At 61.3% G+C, this 19153-nt stretch carries 19 protein-coding genes; 7 read left to right on the top strand and 12 right to left on the bottom strand.

Going from position 1 to position 19153, the window contains the following annotated elements; genetic code table 11:
- Nucleotides 1–44: 44 nt before the first annotated feature.
- Nucleotides 45–2414 carry a HAMP domain-containing protein gene (locus WG78_RS06470; RefSeq protein WP_053937045.1) on the bottom strand — a complete coding sequence of 790 codons (2370 nt, stop codon included), beginning with the start codon at nucleotides 2412–2414 and terminating at the stop codon, nucleotides 45–47.
- A gap of 412 nt (nucleotides 2415–2826) precedes the next feature.
- Between WG78_RS06470 and WG78_RS06465 the strand changes: the two genes are divergently transcribed.
- Together WG78_RS06465 and modA are read left to right on the top strand one after the other, a co-directional pair.
- Entirely contained in the window at nucleotides 2827–3468 is a 642-nt protein-coding gene (locus WG78_RS06465) for a hypothetical protein (RefSeq protein ID WP_201782375.1), read from the top strand.
- Nucleotides 3469–3675: 207 nt separating this feature from the next.
- Complete coding sequence (modA, locus tag WG78_RS06460) at nucleotides 3676–4422, top strand: molybdate ABC transporter substrate-binding protein (protein ID WP_053936961.1); 747 nt, start codon at nucleotides 3676–3678, stop codon at nucleotides 4420–4422.
- A gap of 98 nt (nucleotides 4423–4520) precedes the next feature.
- On the opposite strand, the gene WG78_RS06455 is transcribed toward modA, so the two are convergent.
- The 3 genes from WG78_RS06455 to WG78_RS06445 all read right to left on the bottom strand — a co-directional run bounded on the left by WG78_RS06455 (nucleotide 4521) and on the right by WG78_RS06445 (nucleotide 6100).
- On the bottom strand, nucleotides 4521–4985 hold the full coding sequence (locus WG78_RS06455; protein WP_152969093.1) for a hypothetical protein: 465 nt from the start codon (nucleotides 4983–4985) through the stop codon (nucleotides 4521–4523).
- A 183-nt stretch (nucleotides 4986–5168) separates the two neighbouring features.
- On the bottom strand, nucleotides 5169–5633 hold the full coding sequence (locus tag WG78_RS06450) for a copper chaperone PCu(A)C (protein WP_053936959.1): 465 nt from the start codon (nucleotides 5631–5633) through the stop codon (nucleotides 5169–5171).
- 83 nt (nucleotides 5634–5716) lie between these two features.
- A complete protein-coding gene (locus WG78_RS06445; RefSeq protein WP_152969092.1) occupies nucleotides 5717–6100 on the bottom strand; it encodes a DUF2946 family protein in 384 nt (127 codons plus the stop codon).
- Between the two features lie 786 nt (nucleotides 6101–6886).
- Here WG78_RS06445 and WG78_RS06440 point away from each other — a divergent pair.
- Nucleotides 6887–8638, top strand: a complete 1752-nt coding sequence (locus WG78_RS06440; RefSeq protein WP_053936957.1) for a pyruvate kinase — start codon at nucleotides 6887–6889, stop codon at nucleotides 8636–8638.
- Between the two features lie 25 nt (nucleotides 8639–8663).
- On the opposite strand, the gene WG78_RS06435 is transcribed toward WG78_RS06440, so the two are convergent.
- The 5 genes from WG78_RS06435 to WG78_RS06415 form a co-directional block, all read right to left on the bottom strand.
- Nucleotides 8664–8966, bottom strand: a complete 303-nt coding sequence (locus WG78_RS06435; protein ID WP_053936956.1) for an STAS domain-containing protein — start codon at nucleotides 8964–8966, stop codon at nucleotides 8664–8666.
- Nucleotides 8967–9074: 108 nt separating this feature from the next.
- Complete coding sequence (locus tag WG78_RS06430; RefSeq protein WP_053936955.1) at nucleotides 9075–9425, bottom strand: FKBP-type peptidyl-prolyl cis-trans isomerase; 351 nt, start codon at nucleotides 9423–9425, stop codon at nucleotides 9075–9077.
- Nucleotides 9426–9497: 72 nt separating this feature from the next.
- Nucleotides 9498–10517 (bottom strand): GlxA family transcriptional regulator, encoded by a 1020-nt coding sequence (locus WG78_RS06425; protein ID WP_053936954.1) that lies wholly within the window; start codon nucleotides 10515–10517, stop codon nucleotides 9498–9500.
- 14 nt (nucleotides 10518–10531) lie between these two features.
- Nucleotides 10532–11713, bottom strand: coding sequence for an MFS transporter (locus WG78_RS06420; RefSeq protein WP_201782374.1), 1182 nt, complete (start codon nucleotides 11711–11713; stop codon nucleotides 10532–10534).
- A gap of 168 nt (nucleotides 11714–11881) precedes the next feature.
- A complete protein-coding gene (locus WG78_RS06415) occupies nucleotides 11882–13819 on the bottom strand; it encodes a methyl-accepting chemotaxis protein (RefSeq protein ID WP_053936953.1) in 1938 nt (645 codons plus the stop codon).
- A gap of 146 nt (nucleotides 13820–13965) precedes the next feature.
- Here WG78_RS06415 and WG78_RS06410 point away from each other — a divergent pair, with 146 nt between their 5' ends.
- The 4 genes from WG78_RS06410 to WG78_RS06395 all read left to right on the top strand — a co-directional run bounded on the left by WG78_RS06410 (nucleotide 13966) and on the right by WG78_RS06395 (nucleotide 17803).
- Nucleotides 13966–14391, top strand: coding sequence for a hypothetical protein (locus WG78_RS06410; RefSeq protein WP_053936952.1), 426 nt, complete (start codon nucleotides 13966–13968; stop codon nucleotides 14389–14391).
- A 26-nt stretch (nucleotides 14392–14417) separates the two neighbouring features.
- Nucleotides 14418–16310 carry an AI-2E family transporter gene (locus WG78_RS06405; protein ID WP_152969091.1) on the top strand — a complete coding sequence of 631 codons (1893 nt, stop codon included), beginning with the start codon at nucleotides 14418–14420 and terminating at the stop codon, nucleotides 16308–16310.
- A gap of 94 nt (nucleotides 16311–16404) precedes the next feature.
- Nucleotides 16405–17169, top strand: a complete 765-nt coding sequence (locus tag WG78_RS06400) for a hypothetical protein (RefSeq protein ID WP_053936950.1) — start codon at nucleotides 16405–16407, stop codon at nucleotides 17167–17169.
- Nucleotides 17170–17416: 247 nt separating this feature from the next.
- On the top strand, nucleotides 17417–17803 hold the full coding sequence (locus WG78_RS06395; RefSeq protein ID WP_053936949.1) for a lysozyme inhibitor LprI family protein: 387 nt from the start codon (nucleotides 17417–17419) through the stop codon (nucleotides 17801–17803).
- 80 nt (nucleotides 17804–17883) lie between these two features.
- Here the strand turns inward: WG78_RS06395 and WG78_RS06390 are convergent, their stop codons facing one another.
- From WG78_RS06390 to WG78_RS06380, 3 genes are all read right to left on the bottom strand, one after another.
- On the bottom strand, nucleotides 17884–18090 hold the full coding sequence (locus WG78_RS06390; RefSeq protein WP_053936948.1) for a hypothetical protein: 207 nt from the start codon (nucleotides 18088–18090) through the stop codon (nucleotides 17884–17886).
- A gap of 130 nt (nucleotides 18091–18220) precedes the next feature.
- The gene (locus WG78_RS06385) at nucleotides 18221–18451 is read right to left on the bottom strand and encodes a helix-turn-helix domain-containing protein (RefSeq protein ID WP_152969090.1); all 231 of its coding nucleotides are present in this window, start codon (nucleotides 18449–18451) and stop codon (nucleotides 18221–18223) included.
- Between the two features lie 127 nt (nucleotides 18452–18578).
- Entirely contained in the window at nucleotides 18579–19016 is a 438-nt protein-coding gene (locus WG78_RS06380; protein ID WP_053936946.1) for a YybH family protein, read from the bottom strand.
- Nucleotides 19017–19153 lie beyond the last annotated feature (137 nt).

Below are 19153 nucleotides of genomic sequence, written 5' to 3'. Positions count from 1 at the left end.
TCCTTTTACTTGAATAAAAAATCAGAAAACCAGAAATCGTTAGATCAAACCGTGGCGGCGGCGCTGGTCGAAACGCCGTGGATCACCGGCGTGTCGATATGCTCAAACAACGCTTCCGGCAACGTGACCACGGTACTGAAAGCGCGGAAGGCGGCGCCCACGCGCTGGTCTTCAAAGCGGATGGCAATGTCGCCGCGTTCGCGCCGCACAAACTCTTGCACCGCGTCCATGCCCACGCCGCGGCCCGAGATTTCGGTGACCACAGCGGCGGTGGAAAAGCCCGGCAAGAACACCAGCCTGGCGATCTGTTCATCGGTGGGATGGGCGTCGGCCGGCAGCAATTGGCGGGCGCGTGCGATATCGCGGATACGGTGCAAGGCCAGACCGCGGCCATCGTCGTTCAGCGTCAGATAAACCTGGGCGTCGTGCGCCGCCACATGCAGTTTGAGCGTGCCCGCCATGGTCTTGCCGTGGCCCATGCGGGTGTCGGCGTCTTCGATGCCATGGTCCAGCGCGTTGCGCATCAGATGCATGAACACATTCTTCAACAGCCCGGACGCCTGATGGCGCACCACATAACCGTGGTCGGCCAGCACCACGCGCGGCGCCAGTTTGCCCAGCTCGGCCGCCAGCCGGGGCAGCGATTCAATCACGCTATCCAGCGTTTGCGACAGCGGCTCGGTGCCCAGCAAACGCAGCGCTTTGCGCACCGCATCGCGCGCCGCCACCAGCTCGATCAGGTTATTGGTGTTCACGGTTTCAAGACGATGCAGCGCGTCGTGCACCTGGCCGCGATCCACCAGCAAGTATTGTTCGCCCTGGCCTTTGCCCGGCCCTTTGCGGCCGAGGCTGACTTCGTTGATGCGGGCGTAGCGTTCCACGGCGGCGCGCACTTGCGCCAGTTCGTCCAGCAACATGCGTGGGTCCCACGGTACGTCGGGGCGCGGTTGGCGCAGCGCTTCGTAGGTGTGTTCGGCCTGGTGCACGATGTGCGTCAGATGCTGCAGACCGTAGGTACGCGCATTGCCCTTGATGGTGTGCATATTGCGAAACAGCTGCGCAATCGCTTCGGCATCGCCTTTGGGGTGCAAGCGAATCAGCGCCTGGTTGTCTTCAATAAAACGCAGCGCGCCGATAATAAAGTCGTGGAATTTGTCCTGGCTTACCGCCAGCACTTCACCAATGATTTCCAGCTCTTGCCGTTGCTCGCTGGCTTCGGCCGCCAGTTGGCGCAGCTCGGTCACATCGCGCACGCACAGCATCACGCGGCAGGTGTTGCCGTCGTCATCCAGAATCGGCGACCAGTTCAGATCCAGGATTTTGACGCGGCCATCGCGCATGGTTTTTTCAATTTCGCCCACCATCAAATGCTGGTTGAAATCAAAGTTCATCGCGTCTTCGTCGATGCACGCACCCCATACGGCGTCGATTTGCGCCAGCGTATCCGCGCCCAGTTGGGTATTGCTGAACAGCAGGTCCATCACGTCACGGCCGGCGATCTCTTCGGTTTCCAGAATGGTGGCCAGATAGGCCGAATATTCCGGATGCACGACCTTTTGCGCCTGCACCGTCAGAATGCCCTGCGGCATGTTCTGCAACATCGACTGGATATCGGTGGTCTTTTGCTTTAACTGCGACGAGCTGGCCTGGATCTGTTCAATCATGGTGTTAAACGCGAGCATCGAGCGCCCGATTTCATCCTGGCGCGCCACCGGCAAACGCTGGGTAAAGTCCTGGCTGGCGGCCACATTGCTCATCATCGATTGCATCTGGCCGATCGGGCGCACGATCTGGCGGTACAGCATCACGCCGATTGCGCCCAGTATCAGCACCGCCACCGTCGTCACGCCCGACAGCGTGGTGGCCGTGCGGGCCAGACTGTGGTTAAGCGCGTTGATGGCGTCGTCTTTGCTGCGGTTCTTTTCCACGCGCAGCGTTTCGATCACCTGTTCCAGTTCGCCCTGATATTGCGCCACGCTGGCAAACAGATTGGCTTCGGCAATGTCTTGCTGGCCCGCCTGCTTGAATTTGACCGTATCGTCGATTGCGCCAAAGTAGCTGGCCACGCTTTGCTGCGCCTGCTGCACCAGGCCTTTTTGGGTGGCGTTGCTGGCCTGCTGCAATTGCAGCGTCAAGGCCTGACGCAGATGGTTTTGCTGCTGCGCCAACTTGTCAGCCGCCTGGGCCAGCGTGTTGGCATCGGGCGCAAACACCAGCGCCATGGTGGCCAGTTGCACGTCCTTGAGCCCGGCCACCAGGTCGGCGGAGGCCAGGGTGCTGGGCACCACGCCTTCTGTAACGCGCTTCACGTCGGCCGCATTGTGGTGGGCCTGCAGCATGGCGTAACCCCCAATGGCCGCAATCGCGGCAAAGGTGAGCAACGTCAGCAAGATAATGCGCTGGCGGATTGTCATGATCGAGTAATCCTTCTGCATAGTCTTACGGGAAATCCGGTTAACGCGCGGAGCAGTTCCGACGCGGTTCGGCCGTCTGGCACCGATAAGCGCTGCATATTAAGGAATACTTATTAAGGTTTTATTTAGGTGGTGTAATTCGAATACTGACTTTTTGCTGACGAACACGTAGTTGGGCTACGCGCCAAGGGCGAGGCGCCGTACGCCAGAAACGGCGCGGCTTGTGGACGATTGCAGGTTAAAGGTCTAGCAATCCGTGCGGGTTACGTTGCAAAACTTGCTTTCAATATCTGTCTCATCTATGCATCCGTAATAAAAAAGAAATATTTTTTCGCGCAAGACAGTCCGTCTGGATCGGTGTAAACCGTTCATACCGTTAAACCAAGGGTGCAAAAACCCGAAGGATTGCAACATGGCTCAGACCAAGAAACCCGCTACGACATCTGCTGCAAAACCGAAGGCAACCACGCCGGTTAAAACGGCCTCGGCCAGCGCGGCCACTGCCGCGCCCGCCAGCAAACCGGTCGCTGCCAAAGCGGTTGCGACCAAACCTGCGGCCGCTAAGCCCGCCACCAAGCCCGCCGCCACCAAACCAGTTTCCGCCAAGCCCGCCACCCCCAAGGCCGCTGCTGCGAAACCTGCCGCCAGCAAACCCGCTGCGGCCAAAGCACCGGTCAGCAAAGCAGTCGCCGCCAAGCCCGCGGCCACAACCGCAAAATCCGCAATCGCCAAACCCGTCGCCAAAGCGACCCCGGCTAAACCAGCTGCCGGCAAGACTGCTGCAGCCGACACCAAATCGGCCAGCAAGAAAAGCGGCGCGGTTAAAAGCACGGTCAAGAAAGTGAAACTGGTGCGCGACACCTTCACCTTTCCGCAAGCCGATCACGACAAGATCGCCAGCCTGAAGCTGCGCCTGCTTAGCCAGGGCACCGAAGCCAAGAAAAGCGAAATCCTGCGCGCGGGCCTGCAATTGCTGAGCGAATTGACCGACGCCAAACTGACCGCCGCGCTCGGTGGGGTGGAACGCGTTAAAACCGGCCGTCCCGCCAAATAATCGCCGGACGAGCGCTCAAATAAAAAGCCCGACGCAGCATGCTGTGTCGGGCTTTTTTATTGGCTTGAATAAAGCGGACCAACGCGCGTCAACACACGGCCAACGCCGCCGTGTCAGCGCCAATCGGCTTGACGCAGGCGATGACGCGCGGCTAAATCGCCGGCAGTCCCGATCTTCAAACCGCATTTCAACCTACCGGATAGTCCAATGAAACGTCGTTCGATTGCGCTGGCATTGTCGTTAAACCTGATGGTCGCTTTCGCATGGGCCGATGAAGTCCAAGTGGCCGTGGCCGCCAACTTCACCGCGCCGGTGCAGGCCATTGCCAAGGATTTTGAAGCGGCCACCGGCCATAAAGTGGTGGCGTCTTTTGGCGCAACCGGCCAGTTCTACACCCAGATCAAGAATGGCGCGCCGTTCCAGGTTTTTTTGGCGGCCGATGATGAAACGCCGATCAAGCTGGAAAAAGAAAACGAAATCGTCGCCGGTTCGCGTTTTACTTATGCCATTGGCAGCCTGGCGCTGTGGTCGGCCAAGCCGGGTTTGACGGTGGACCGCGATACGCTCAAAAAGGGCGATTTCCAGCATCTGTCTATCGCCAATCCCAAGGCTGCGCCGTATGGGCTGGCGGCCACGCAGACCATCGACAAACTGGGTTTGACCAGTGCGCTGCAACCCAGAATTGTGGAAGGCCAGAACATCACCCAGGCTTACCAGTTTGTGGCCACGGGCAATGCCGAAGTGGGCTTTGTGGCGCTGTCGCAAATCTACAAGGACGGCAAGATCGGCAGCGGTTCGGCATGGATTGTGCCGCCGGGCTTGTACCAGCCCATCCGCCAGGACGCGGTGATCCTGAACAAGGGTAAGGACAACGCGGCGGCGAAGGCGTTTGTGGAATATCTGAAAGGCCCGAAAGCCGCCGAAGTGATCAAGTCGTACGGTTATACGCTGTAAGCGCTGGCATGCTGTTTTGATCAGTGCGCGGCAAACAAAAAGCCCGAGTCGATGATTGACTCGGGCTTTTTGCGTTTTTAGCGTGGATGGTTGCGCGCTTAGTTCAGCGGAATCGACGCCGTAATATCCAGCCACAAACCGGGAGCCTGGCCCGGCACCAGCGTCAGCTCGGCTTGCGACAGCGGGCGGGCTGGTTGCCAGGCGCGGCCGTTGTACCACACGTACTGGCCGGGCTTGTAGTAATAGCCGCGATGCCAGTCATCCAGATAGCGGCCGTTAAGCGCATGCGCGTGGGCGCGACGCCATTCGTCACGGTTACGCCATTGGTAGTCAGCGGGATAACGTTGCGGCGCCGGGCGGCGTGCTTGCGGGGCGCGATGATCTTGCTGCGGCCCGTGGTCGGGACGGCCTTGCGGCTGTTGATGTTGCTGGCCTTGCGGGCCGCCGCGGTTGCCGCCGTGATCGCCACCGCGATCATGGTCACGGTCATCGGCGTGGGCAGCAAGGCTGGCCAGGGCCAAAGTGGCGCCGGCAAGTACAGCAGAGAGTTGGGTTAAACGCATGGCAGGTTCTCCTGTTTGTTATGGTTGCCCGGGTTAGGGCTGACCGCAGAAGACCGGTTCCGCGTAAATCCTTGAAATTTGTATCGTTGTTTATCAAAAGTGGCCGCAGCCACAACATCGCGGTGGCAGCCGACACCACGTTGCGGCATCGGCTGACACGGGTGGCGCGTTAGCGCTACGGCATCACATTTTCATGTCGCCCATATCGTCGCCCGCCATGTCTTGCACCACCACTTTGACTTGCACGTCGCCCGCCTGTTTAAAGTGCAGCGTCATCATGAAACTGTCTTTGGGCTTGAGCGGTTGCTTCAGCCCTTCCAGCATCAGGTGATACGCCGCCGGGGCCAGTTTGACTTCGCCATGCGCGGGGATGTCCAACTGCGGCAGCTTGCGCATCTTCATCATATTGCCTTGCATGCTCATGCTATGGACGCTGGCGGTCGCGGCCGCAGACGTATCCGCGCCGAGCAGCGCATCAGGCGTATCGCCATTGTTTTTAACACTGAAATACACCCCCGCCGTTTGCGCGCCGGGCGGCGTCGCACGCGTGTAGGGGTGGAAGATAAACAGGTTTTTGAAGGTGTATTCGTGCGCCAGTGCCCATGTTGAAGTCAGCAAAAGGGCGGCGGCGAGGGCCAGACGGGTCATGATGGTTATTCCTTGAATGCGATCGGGATGCAACGCCGGCGCGGCACGTTGCGGCGCGCCCAGCTGAATGCGTTGGATAAAAGTCAGGCCCGATCCGCCGGTGGCGCCCGGCCGCGTGGGTATTCAAACGCATACGCGCGCACCGGGATGGCGGCAAGCGCAGGCTCGGCAATCGGCACATAGCGCGCCAATCCGCTCACGTTGGCCGCGGGCAACGGCGGCAAGGCGAGCGCCAGATGCGCGCACAAGGCACACGGCTGCACCCCCACCCCACTCCCCGCCCCGCCATCCCCAGCCGGATTCGAGGCCCCCGCCGCAAAAACCAACCGCGACCCGGTCCCCGTACACAGCACCACCGCTTGCTGCTGCGCACCGACCGCAGCCATATGCAACAACGGCAAGGCGAACTGCAATAGCGCCACCCAAAGCGCACACCGAGCTGCCAAAGAAAATTGCCGTCGAGTCATAAGTCGCAAAATAGCACAGCTTTGATGCAACGGTTTCACCTCGCGAAGACAGTACAAACAACGCCGCCGCCACCGCCACCGCCACCGCCACCGCCACTCATAGTGTGGATCAAGACCCAACGCCCAAAGCCATCATCAAGAACGCTGGCGCTTGCGTCTTTCTCTCACCACATTGGGTGGTGGGTCCAGACCCACCCTATGCGACCGCAGTAGCCAAAAGCGTTAAGCAAGCGAGCCACCCATACACTGTCACGGCCCAGCATCCACGCCCACCCGATGTTGCGAAGCAACGAGGCCAGCGATGGTAGCTATGCCACGCCATCTCCTGAGCGCGCGAAGGGAGGCGACCCGGGGGGCTCCGACTGAGCGTCGCGTCCGCGGAGCGGCAGCTATGCAACCCAAAGGATTTGCTTGAGGCTTTTGACCTACCCCCGCATTGCGGCAGCTAAGGGCGGCCTCTTTGGTTACTTTCTCGGCTGTAGGAGAAAGTAACGTGCTCCCGGGCACCCCCGGGTATCAAAAATGCGCCGCAGGCTAAGCGTTTAAAGGTTTTCCCCGCCAACAAAAGAACACCAAACCCGCACCGCAGGCTAAAGCATTTAAACGATCCGTCTGGCACCAGCCAAACACCCAAAATGCGCCGCAGCCCATGCGGTTAAACACATCTGTCCACCCAACCCACAACATCAACCCATCCGGAATTCATCACCCCCGTCAGCAATATGACCCCACCCTGCAACATTCCCCGCCTAGACTAGCCCCCACCCATATCCCCGGAGGACGGCCATGTCGCGTCACCACGCAGTCCATCAAGCGCTAGAGCAACTTGCCTACCTGCAACGCGCACTACGCCAGGCCGAAGATCCGGCCCAACTGCAGCCGCTCGCCGAAGCCAACCGCGTTAGCGGCCGCAACCTGCTGCATTTTCTGGCGCTGCAACAGCACGCCCCCGCCGACCTGCAACCGATGCTGCACACGCTCGGCCTGCGCGGCATCGCCAGCGGCAACATCGCCGCCAGCGTGGCGCGCGCCATCGACTGGCTGAGCACGCCGCAATTCGACCCCGACCCGCTGGACGACCACGCCGGCCTGCGTTTGCGTCGCGCCGAGCATCTGTTTGGCGCGCGCCGCGGCTGCGCCCGCACCATGGTCACGCTGCCCGACAACGCCGCGCGCAGCCCTGATCTGCTCGACGCCTTGTTGCTGCAGGACATGGCCGTCGCCCGCATCAACTGCGCCAAAGGCAACGCCGCGCAATGGCACGACAACGCCGTGGCCGTGCAAAACGCCGCCGAGCGCACCGGCAAACCGTGCAAGCGCTCGTTTGAACTGGCTGGCCCCAAATTGCGCATCGGCGACATCACCCCGCGCGCCGCCGTCGTCAAATGGAAGCCCGAACGCAACGATGCCGGCTTGATCCTCAACCCGGTGCAGGTGCAGTTCTATATCACGGGCGAAACCGCGCCTGCCAAGGCCGATTTCGCCGTACCGATCGACGAAGCCATCCTGCGCGAAGCCCAGGCTGGCGACACCTTGCGGGTAAAAGACGTGCGCGGCAAACGGCGTGATCTGCATATCGGCGCGCTCAAAGACCGCGTATTGATTTGCGAAGCCGAAGACACCGCCTATGTATCGCCCGGCACGCCGGTGCAATTGCGCCGTGGCGCGCATGTCATCTGCCGTGGCCATGTGGGCGATCTGCCGCAACGGCCCGGCTATGTGGCGCTGGCCCCGGGCGATACGCTGGTGCTGATGCATGGCTCCACGCGCGGCCAACCCGCAGTGCGGCGGCCCGATGGCAGCATGGCGGCGGCCATCCTCAGTTGCGCGCTCGAAGACGTATTTGTGCATGTACAACGCGGCCAGCGCATCCGCTTTGATGACGGCAAGGTGGAAGGCGTCATCGAGCAAGCCGATGCGCACCGGCTGGATATCCGCATCACCCAGGCCGAAGGCGGCCGCGTCAAACTGAAAGGCGGGCGTGGCATTAACCTGCCCGACACGCAATTGCCGTTGGCGGCGCTGACCGAAGCCGACACCGTGGCGCTGGCCGAAGTGCTGCCCGATGCGGATTTGCTGGCGGTGTCGTTTGTGCAAACCCCGGCCGATGTCGAACAGATTGTCGAGTTGCTGACGCAGCACGATGCCAGCCACGTCGGGCTGATTCTTAAACTGGAAACCGCCAGCGTGGTGCGCCAGTTGCCGCAGGTATTGCTGGCGGCGCTGCGTCATCCGCATGTGGCGGTGATGATTGCGCGCGGTGATCTGGCCGCCGAGATGGGCTTTGCCGCGCTGGCGGCGACGCAGCAACACATACTGCAATTATGCGAAGTGGCGCATCTGCCGGTGATCTGGGCGACGCAAGTACTGGAGACGATGGCCAAAAAAGGCGTGCCGTCGCGGGCGGAAGTCAGTGATGTGGTGCTGGCGGGTCAGGCCGATTGCGTGATGCTCAACAAAGGCCCGTATATCGTCGAAACACTGCGGTTTTTAGATGACTTGCTGGCGCGTAATGTGCAAACAACCCCATCGGCCTGATCGGGTTGTTTGCCGGCGGGGCCGCCTAGTCGCGCATATCAAAAATCTTGCTGAAGTTGGCGATATCCAGCACCGAGCGCACGCCCGGACCGCAATTCAGCAGCACGATGCGGTAGCCCTCCACGCGCTGGCGCAGCAGCAACAACATGCCCAGCGCGGCCGAATCCAGATAGGTGACGCCGGTAAAATCCAGATGCAGTTCGTCCACCAGCGGGCTCTGGATGGCAGCCGACGCAATCTCTTTAAACTCGCGGTGCATATCAAAACTAAGCTGGCCGCCGATCGTGATGATCGCCACGCCGCCTTCTTGCCGCCACGACATTGCCATGGTGTTCCTCCGGCTCTAGTGATCTGAGTTGTAAAACCAGTCTAGTTCATCGCTGGCGCGCTCGACGGCGCGCGGCGCTACTGGTTTTCGCCAGGTGCGCGGGCCGATTTATTCGTCGCGCGTCAGCACTTCGATCAGTTCAATTTCAAAGATCAGGTTGGAGTTCGGCTTGATATGCGCGCCAATTTGCCGCTCGCCATAAGCCAGATGCGCGGGCACCCACAGTTTGCGTTTGCCGCCTACGCGCATGCCAATCAAACCCTGATCCCAGCCTTTGATCACGCGGCCGGTACCGATGACGCACTGGAACGGCTTGCCGCGCGTGTACGACGAATCAAACACCGTGCCGTCTTCCAGAAAGCCGTTGTAGTGCGCGGTAATCAGCGCGCCTTTGGCGATTTCTTTGCCGCTACCGGTTTCGATATCGACGATCTGCAGTTCTTGGGTGGAATCGGCCATGCTGAGGTGCTCACCAGGAAAGGCAGCGTTGTCGCATCAAACGCGGCGCTTGGCAAGCGTTGCTTGCGTCGTTCAGGCAGGCATGGCGGCGGCTGTGGGCGTTGCCGGCCCCGCGGTGGCGGCACAAAAGCGTTCGCGATAATCCTGCGGCAGCACGCCCAGGCGGCGTAAAAAGGCGCGACGCAGATTTTGTTCGTCGCCAAAACCGGCGTCGGCGGCCACGCGTTTGATCGAGGCGCGCGGTTGTTGCAACGCGCGGCAGGCGGCTTCCAGGCGCAAGGTTTCGACCATGCGCGCGGGCGTGGTGCCTTGCTGTTCTTGATAGGCGCGGCAGAAGCTGCGCACGCTCATGCCCGCGCGCGCCGCCAGTTGCTCGACGCGCAAATCGGCGGTCAGATGCGCGCTGATCCAGCCATGCAGTTCGGCAAAGCCGGCGCGGCTGCGTTGTTGCGCCAGCAGCGGCGCGCTGAACTGCGCCTGGTTGCCCGGCCGCTTTAAAAACACCACCAACCGCTGCGCCACTTCCATGGCAATGGCGTGGCCGCGATCTTGTTCGATCAGCGCCAGCGCCAGATCGATGCCCGCGCTTATGCCAGCCGAGGTCCAGATGCGGCCTTGCTGCAAAAAGATCGGTTCATCGCGCACATCCAGTTGGGGATATAGCCCGCGCAATTGCGCCAGATGATCCCAGTGCGTGGTGACGGCGGCATCGCCCAGTACATCGGCCGCCGCCAGCAAGAACGCGCCTGTGCACACCGAACACAGGCGTCGCCAGTGGTGCTGATGCTGGCGCACCCATGCGATCAGCGCGACGTCATCGGGCACGTGGTTACCGATGGCGCCGCCTGGCACCAGTACGGTGTCAATGCCGAGCGGGTCGATGTCGGCCAGCGCCACGGTGTGCAAGGGCAGGCCCGCCGAGGTCATCACCGCGCCGCCTTGCGGCGACGCCACCGTCAGCTGATAAAACGGCGGCAGCTCGGGCCGCATGCGCACGCTTTGCGAAAACGCCTCCAGCGGCCCGGCGACATCCAGCACATTCACATTGTGATAAACCACGATCACGATCCGGCGCGCGGGCACAGCTTGCATTGCGTTTACCTCGTTCAGGCGGGCTGCGCGGCTCGCACCGTCAACAGTCGCAAATTAAATAACAGCGCCACACCCAGCAGCGGCCACGTCAATAAATTGATGGTGATCCAGCTGGTGTGCGCCAATAACTGGCCGGACAACAACGAGGCCAGCGCGGTGGCGGCAAAGGTGCTGAACTCGCTCAGCGCCTGTGCGCGGCCCCGCTCGGACGGCCGATAACTTTGCGTCAGCCAGGTACTGCCGCCGACAAACATGAAATTCCAACCCACGCCCAGACACAGCAAGGCCAGATACCAACTGACCAGGCTGCTGCCATAAATCGCCAGCACGCCCGTGCACGCCGACAAGGCAATCCCCGTCATCACCACCGGCGTAACACCCAGTTTGCGAATCAGCCAGCCCGACACCAGCGCAGGCGCATACATGCCCACCAGATGCCACTGGATCACGCCCGCGCCCTCGTCCACCGTGCGATGCGCGCACATCATGGCCAGCGGCGTGGCGGTCATCAAAAACATCATCACGGCGTAGCCGATGATGTTGGTGGCCAACGCAGCCTGATATCGCGGCTGGCGCACGATGGCGCGCAGCGGTCGCGCGGGTTCGGCGGCGACATTGGCCACGCTGTGCGGTGCTTCGTTGCGATAACCCACGCCCAGCACGGCAGTGGCGATCAAACCCAGTATGGTGACGACGGCATAGGCACCGGCAAAGGCGGAGCCGGGCAGCAAACCTTTGCTCCAGTTGGCCAGCGCCGGGCCACACACCGCCGCGATCACGCCGCCGGTTAACACGGTGGCGATGGCGCGACCTTTGTCTTGCGGGCCGACACCATCGGCTGCGGCCAGTCGGTAGTACTGCGCGAAGGCTTGATAGATACCCACCGAGGCGGTGCCGACGCAAAACAACCAGAAATCAGCATGCAAAATCGCGTACACCGAGACGCCGCCCCCGGCCGCCCCCACCAGCGCGCCCAGCATAAAGCCGTGTTTGCGGCCGACGCGTTGCATCCATAACGACGCAAAAATCGTGGTTAACGCCGCGGCCAGTGTGATGATCGAAAACGGCACCGTGGCCATGGCTTTGTTGGGCGCCAGTTGATAGCCGACCAGTCCGGTCAGCGTTAAATCAGCCGCCAGCGCGCTGGTATAAAGCGCCTGGCACACGGCCAGGATACGCACATTGCGTGAGGACATCGCAGTCTCCCGTCTGCAGGAAAACTGCACTGTCGCACGCGGCATTCTGGCAGAAATGCCATACAACATTCAATTTCTGCCACCCGGGTTGGAGCGGCGCAGAATGCTCGCGTACGGTTTCGGCAATTTTGATCAAGGCCGGGGATGGCGCCGGTCGCTGCCGCGATGTCAAAGCTTGAAGCGCGCGACCAGCGCAGCAAGTTCGGCGGCAAGTTTGCCCATGGCCGCCGCCACGTCCGAGGTCTTGCGGATCTCTTCGTCTTCTTCCTGCGCGCGGCTGGACAAGCGTTCGGCGCTTTGCGCCATCTGCTCGGTGGCGCGCGATTGTTCAACGGCGGCATCGCGGATATCGGTGGTAGTGCGCACCACCGATTGCATCATGCCCTCAATCGCCTCGATATCGCGGATGGCGGCCTGCACCAGCTCCACGCCATTGCGTACCGCGCTTTGCGTTTGCTGGGCGTGGGCAATCGCCCCGCCCGATTCGAACTGCATGCTCTGCACCATGCCCGCGATTTCTATGGTGGCCTGGCCGGTGCGCTCGGCCAGTTTGCGCACCTCGTCCGCCACCACGGCAAAGCCGCGGCCTTGTTCGCCCGCGCGGGCGGCTTCAATGGCGGCGTTGAGCGCCAGCAGATTGGTCTGGCCCGCGATGTCCTTGATCACCGTGGCCATCGAGGCAATTTTTTCGCTGTTGTCGGCCAGACTGTCCATTACGTCGCGCAGCCGCTGCATGGCGTCGGCCACCGCGTTGATTTCAACCGCCACGCGGCTGATCGACTGCGCACTGTTGGCCGACATACGCCCGGCTTGTTCCACGTTGGCGGTGGCGGCTTGCGAGTTGTCGGCAATCACGCTGATCGAGACGGTGATTTGCTCGATGGTGGCGGCGGTTGCGCCCGCCATCTCGGCATTGTGTTGCGAATCCTGCGCCAGCCGTTGCGTCATGCCGTTGATGCTGGCCACGCTCTGCGTGAGCTGGCCGGTGCCGTCGCGCACGCGCAGCATCATGTCGCGCAACTGCCCCATAAACGCGTTGAAGCTGCTGGCAATCTGGCCGATTTCGTCGCCGCTGCGCGCATCCAGTTGCACGGTCAGATCGCCGCGCCCGCTGGCCAGCGCTTTCATCGCCTCGCTAAGCCGCGCCAACGGCCGCGTGATGCTGCCCACCAGCGCAATCACCAGAATGATGGACACCGCCAGCGCCAGCCCGTCCACCAGCACCAGCCACAGCATGGTGCGATTAACCACGGCGCTGATTTCAGCTTCGGGCATTTCGACAATCACAAACCATTTGGCCACCGGCACATAGCTGGACACCGCCACCATCGCGCCTTGCGGGCCTTGATAACGCGCCAGATTGAATTCGCCCTGGTGCAACAGGCTGTCGGCCACGTCGTTCAGACCCGGCAGCGTACGGAAATCGACCTTGTTATCCACCTTCACCAGCGCCGGGTCGCGGTGGATCTGAATTTTGCCGCTGGCATCCACCACATACACCTGCCCCGAACCGGCGATAGCGGAATTGCGAATGCGGTTGGCCATGGCCGTCACATCCAGGCCCACGCTGGTATTGGCGCGATGGCCGTGGCCGTCATCGGCCAGGTAGTTGATAAACATCATCACCGGCTTGCCCGGCTCCACGCCCAGATTAAAACCATAGGGCTGCCCGCTTTTCATAAAGGCATCAAACCAGCCGTCATGCGCCGGGTCGAGCATGCGCAGCAGGCCGTGTTCGTCGTCGTAATACTTGCGCGTGGATTCGGACACCAGCGAGATGATCGGGTAGCCCGTGCTGGCCTTAACCTTGCTGGCGTAGCGTTGCCAGGTGGCGATACCGGCTTCGGGTTCGCCCGCGCTCAGCCAGTCCAGCAGATAGGCATTGCTGCTGATATCGGCGGCCACCTGCACCGGCAGTGACAACGAGCGATCCAGATCATTGCGAATCGCCAGCACGCCTTGCTTGAGCTCGCCGTTTTCCACGCGATCGATCATCGCATTGCGAAACAGCGTGCCCAGCACCAGCGCGGCCACCAGTTGCGACGCCAGCAAGATCAGGGTGACGCTAACCAACAGCTTTTTGCGGATTGACCAGTGGTGCAACATGGCGGCAGTCCTTGGCGGCGGGCGATAAACCTTATCTTAGAGGCCGCCCGCCGCACCTGCTGCGCCGGCAATAAAAAGGCACGACTGTTGAAGCCCGCATGGCGCTGTCTATGATGAGTGCGTTGTCTTTAACCGGAATAAAAACAATGACCTCGCGTTTAACCCGGGCTTGCGCTGGCTTGCTGTTATTGCTGTTGCACACGGCGTACGCCGCGACGGCCTTGCCCGAAGAACTGACCGGCATCTGGACCACGCGCGATTCTGTGTTGCGCGGCGAAGCATTGGCCAGCGGCCGGGCGCTGGTGCTGGATAGCGATGGCGTGGGCGCGGCGCTGGGCGCGGATGGCAAGCGCGTGGACGGCGTGCGGCTGGAAGTGACCGCGTATGACCCGCAATCGCACACTTTGCAGCTGAATATTCTGGAAGGCGGCAATGTCATCGCCAATGGCATTGCGGTCTACAACCCAGGCATGAATACTCTCAGCTTTCGTAAAGACACCTTCTGGCGACGTACCCGCGCGGTATCGGCCACAGCGCGTAGCGGGCTGGGGCTGGAGGCGCGCGCACCGTAACGTAGCCCGATGCACCCGGAACCCCCGTGCTCAAATCCAGACTTGTTCCCCCCGATACGGCGTTGCAGCTCTCCAATATCACCGGCGCGGCCGCCATGCTGGCGCTGCTGTATTTTGGCCGCGAAGTGCTCATCCCCATCACGCTGGCCATCATGCTCAGTTTGCTGATTGCGCCGCTGGTGCGCGCCAACCGTCGCGTGGGCTTTGGGCATACCTCGTCCGTGGTGGTGGCGGTACTGGTGCTGATGTTGGGCCTGGGCATGGTGGGGCTGGTGATCGGCGCGCAAGTGGTGCGTATGGGCAGCAGCCTGCCGCAGTACGAAGCCACGGTGCGCGACAAGCTGGTGATGCTGGACCAGATGACGGTGGGCAAGCTTGACGACGTGGCAGGCCCGGCCAACCGGGTGTTTCGCTGGCTGAGCGATGAACCCAGCACCGCGCCCTCGCCCGCCAACAGCATCGTGACGCCGGGCAATGGCCGCCTGCAGGTGGAAGTGCATCAACCGCCCGCCCGGCCCATCCAGATTATCAGCCGCTTTGCCAGCGGCATTGGCGGCCCGCTGGGCACCATGGGCATCGTGTTTGTGGTGCTGATCTTTGTGTTGCTGGAACACGAGGCGCTGCGCGACCGGCTGATTTCGGTGATCGGCAAAAACGATCTGCGCGCCACCACGCTGGCGGTTAACGATGCGGGCGAACGGCTGTCGCGTTTCTTTTTGTCGCAATTTGCCGTCAATGGCGGTGTGGGCATTCTGGTGGGTTTGGGCCTGGCGCTGATCGGCTTGCCGCATGCGTTTTTATGGGGCTCGATGGCCGCCATCCTGCGCTTTGTGCCATATGTGGGGCTGTGGATTGCCGCCATTGCCGCCACGGCGCTGGCGGCTGCCATCAGCCCGACGTGGACCATGGCGATCATGACGCTGATTCTGTTTGGCGCGATCGAAGTGGTGGTGTCGCAACTGGTAGAGCCCAAGCTGTATGGCCACACCACCGGGCTGTCGCCGCTGGCGGTGGTCATCGCCGCCATTTTCTGGGGCTGGATCTGGGGGCCGGTGGGGCTGGTGCTGTCCACGCCGCTGACTTTGTGTCTTGTGGTGGCCGGGCGCTATATCCAGCCGCTGCATATCCTGGAGGTCTTGCTGGGCGAAGTGCCCGCGCTGACGCTGCCGGAAAACTTTTATCAGCGCTCGCTCTCGGGCGATTCGCAAGAAATCATCCAGGGCGCACGCAGCTATGTAAAACGCAAATCGCCAGCCGCCTATTGCGACGCCGTGCTGCTGCCCGCCCTGCATCTGGCGCGCATGGATTTTGCGGACCGGGCCATCACCCGCACCGAGCAAATCAAGGTGGGTTCGGCCATGAGCGCCGTGGTGCAAGCGCTGACCGAAACGCCCCGTTTCTGGCGCAGAACCAAAGGCTATTCGGTGATCGAAGGCGTTAACGTCGGCCGCCAGTTGCGCGAGCAGCGCGAACGCGAAAGCCGCAAGCTGGCGCAACCGGGCCAGGTGGTGCCGGGCGACAAGCTGATTCTGGCGGCCGGTCTGGGCAGCGTGGTCGATGAAATCGCCACCGAAATCCTGGTGCGCATCATGCGCATGCAAAAAATGGACGGCCGCCATCTGGCGCTGGACGAACTGGATATGGCGCACGAACTGGCGCCGGGCCAGGTAGGCGTGATCTGTTTTGTCACCATGCAGCCGGAACAGCATCGCGACAAACTCGACGCCGTGCTGGCGCACGTTAAACGGCAATGGCCCCAGGCCGAAGTGTGGGCGGTGTTTATCCCCAATCCGTTTGAGACCATCCCGCAACCACAAACCACCCCGGCCGGCGCGGATCAGTTGCTGACTTCATATGAAGCCGTGATGGCCAAAGCGTTGGTGCTGACGCGTGAAGGCGACGTCAGCGCACTGCTGTAACACACCGCGCTTATTGCAATTTTAGAAACCTCGTCTATGCTAGCAACCACGCCATTCAAACCGCTTTGGAACAATCGGCGACGGAGACGACGAGATGGGCAAAACCGCACAACAATTACTGGAACGGCTGGACCAGATCGGCCAATCACTGGCCGCCAGCGGCAAAGCGCGCGCGCTGTTCGGGCTGGGCTCGGTGGGCGTGGAAACCAGCCGCATCGACGCTTATTCGGATCTCGATTTTTTTGTGATTGCGCAGCCGGGGCGGAAAGCCGAATTGATTGGCGACCTGGATTGGCTCAGCGCGATCCGGCCGTTGGCGTTTCAGTTTCAGAACACCGTGGATGGCCACAAGGCGATGTTCGACGACGGCATCTTTTGCGAATTTGCGGTGTTTGAACTGGACGAGTTGCCGCAGATTTTTTACTCGCCCGGCCGCATGGTCTGGGCCACGCCGGACATCGACCCTGCCATCGTCAACCCTACCCGCCTGCCCGAGCCTGAACCGCAGCGCGACAACGCCTGGCTGGTGGCCGAGGCGCTGGGCAATCTGTATGTGGGCTTGTGCCGGTATCGGCGCGGCGAAAAGCTGTCGGGCTTTCGCTTTGTGCAGGTGGATGCGGTTAACCGGGTGATGCAACTGGCCGCGCGGCTTGAAGCGGCGACCACCGCCTTGCGCGATATCTATGCGCATGAGCGTCGCTTTGAAGCGCGCTACCCCAGCGCCGCCGCCGACTTGCCGCCACTGATGCAAGGCTACGACGCCACCCCCGCCAGCGCACTGGCCACGCTGGCCTGGCTGGAACAACGCTTTGACGTCAACGCACTGATGTCCCGAACCATTAAAGCGCTGGCGGCATAGGGTGGGACTCGGCGTCCCCGTCATGACCCACCACTCAAAGCCACCCGCTACGAGCGATGTACTTGGCATATCACTTTGAATGGTGGGTCGTGACCCACCCTAGGCCCGCGTTAGCTTTCGACTGTATGCAATTGGCATCAAATCCCGTGCTCTGATCGGCACCGAGCGGCGGCATGCTGGCGCGCAAGGTAAGCTGTGGCCCAACTGTGCGCGTGCCGACAGTGTTCAACCCTTTTCAGGTGCATTCATGATCAAAAAAACTCTGCTGACGCTGGCCGTCGCTTCCTTCGCGCTGGCTGCTGGCGCCCAAGCCGCCGGCTGCGCCAAACCGCGCAACGCCTTCGACCAGGTTTACTGTGCGGGCAATCTGTTTTCGCAATCCGATAAAACGCTGAACCAGACGTTTACCGAACTGCGCAAACAACTGACCACCGAACAACAAGCCGCGCTGAAAACCTCGCAGCTGGCCTGGATCAAAGACCGCGACGCCAAGTGCAGCCGCGAAGACAGCACCGGTTACTTTGTAAACCTGGATTGCGCAGTCACCATGACCGACGCGCGCGTAGCCTTTCTGAAAGAACGCCAGCGCGAATGCAGCAGCACCGGTTGCGAAACCGCCAAACTGGCGCAATAAGCCAGGCCGCAATGCAAAAACGCCGTGATCGATTCACGGCGTTTTTTATCGGCGTTGTTGCGGGCGCTGCGGCCAGAGCATCAAGCCCAGGTGTTGATGGAATTACCCAGACTGCTGATGCCGTTACCGATGGCGGTCACGCCATTGCCCAGCGCCGAGATCGCGCCGCCGGCCACATTGGCGGCCGTGCCCACCGTGGCGGCCACCACCGTCACCGGCAGACGCGCCACCCCCAACGCCGCTGCGGGCGCATAGGCAGTCAGTAATCCTCGTGCGATCGGGCTCATCGTCGGGCTCCGTTTTTATAGGGTCTCGGTTGGGGCAAACGTATCGAAACGTCACCGCGTATGACAGTGCAATATTCTTGCACAATTCATTCGTTTCAACCGCGCTGATACAAATCTCTTCGATCGCGCCTTACTCAATCTGGCGGGGCAATTGATGCCATGCGCGAGCGCGTTCAATGGTCTTCAATGCGTTATCCAATAAAACAACATCACCCGCTTTATGGGTTTCCGCAAGATAGGCCGCAATTACCGCTTCATCATCCAGAAACTCCGCGGCGTCAAATATCGGTAATGCGCTGATATCAACATCGGCCAACATTTCGCTAGCCCAGCTTTGTAATTCTTTATTTCTCTCAGTCATTGGTCATTCCCCGCGCGTGCCATTCGCTGCAGAGTGCCGCGTCTGTGCGCGCGCGGTGATGGTTGATCAAGCATTGAGCAGAAACGCAGCCGCGCATACTGCCACGCGACCGCAGCGGCGTCAGCACTCACCCCACCTGGCGATTCAGAATCAGTTTGCCCGTCTCAAAATCCGCCGGAGCCGAGGTGTGTTCATGGATGATTTTCCAGACAGCGTCCTTGCGTTGCAATGCCAACGTCATCCGGTTGTTCATTTGCCGCAGTTCCGTGCCGTCCGGCCCCACGCCTTTGAACGTCAGAATGGCGTGCGCCAGCGCGAAATCGCCGTGCACGCTGACCTCGATCTGCGCAAATTCCGCCACCACGCGCACCTCGCCCACGCCGCCAAACCAGTTGCTGACCATGCCGCGCCAGGCCTCCAGGCCGCGATATTCCCACTGGCCCCACATATCAAACACATGCACGTCCGCGTCATACAAAGCCAGAAACGCCGCCTCGTCTTTGGCGTAGACGCTGCTGCTGTAAGTGTCAAAAACGTGCTGGATGGCGGGATCAAGCGTGGTCATGGTGGTCTCCGGTGTAGGGCGGCAGGGCATCGTACAGATTAGCGAGTGCGTAGGCGATCTGCTGGCGCAACTGCGGACTGGCAAGCCTGTGGGTCTGGGCAACAAGGCTCACACCATAATCCAGCGACCCGCCCTGG

The sequence above is a fragment of the Amantichitinum ursilacus genome (assembly GCF_001294205.1).
GTDB lineage: Bacteria > Pseudomonadota > Gammaproteobacteria > Burkholderiales > Chitinibacteraceae > Amantichitinum > Amantichitinum ursilacus.
This window is presented reverse-complemented; position numbering and strand designations above follow the sequence as displayed.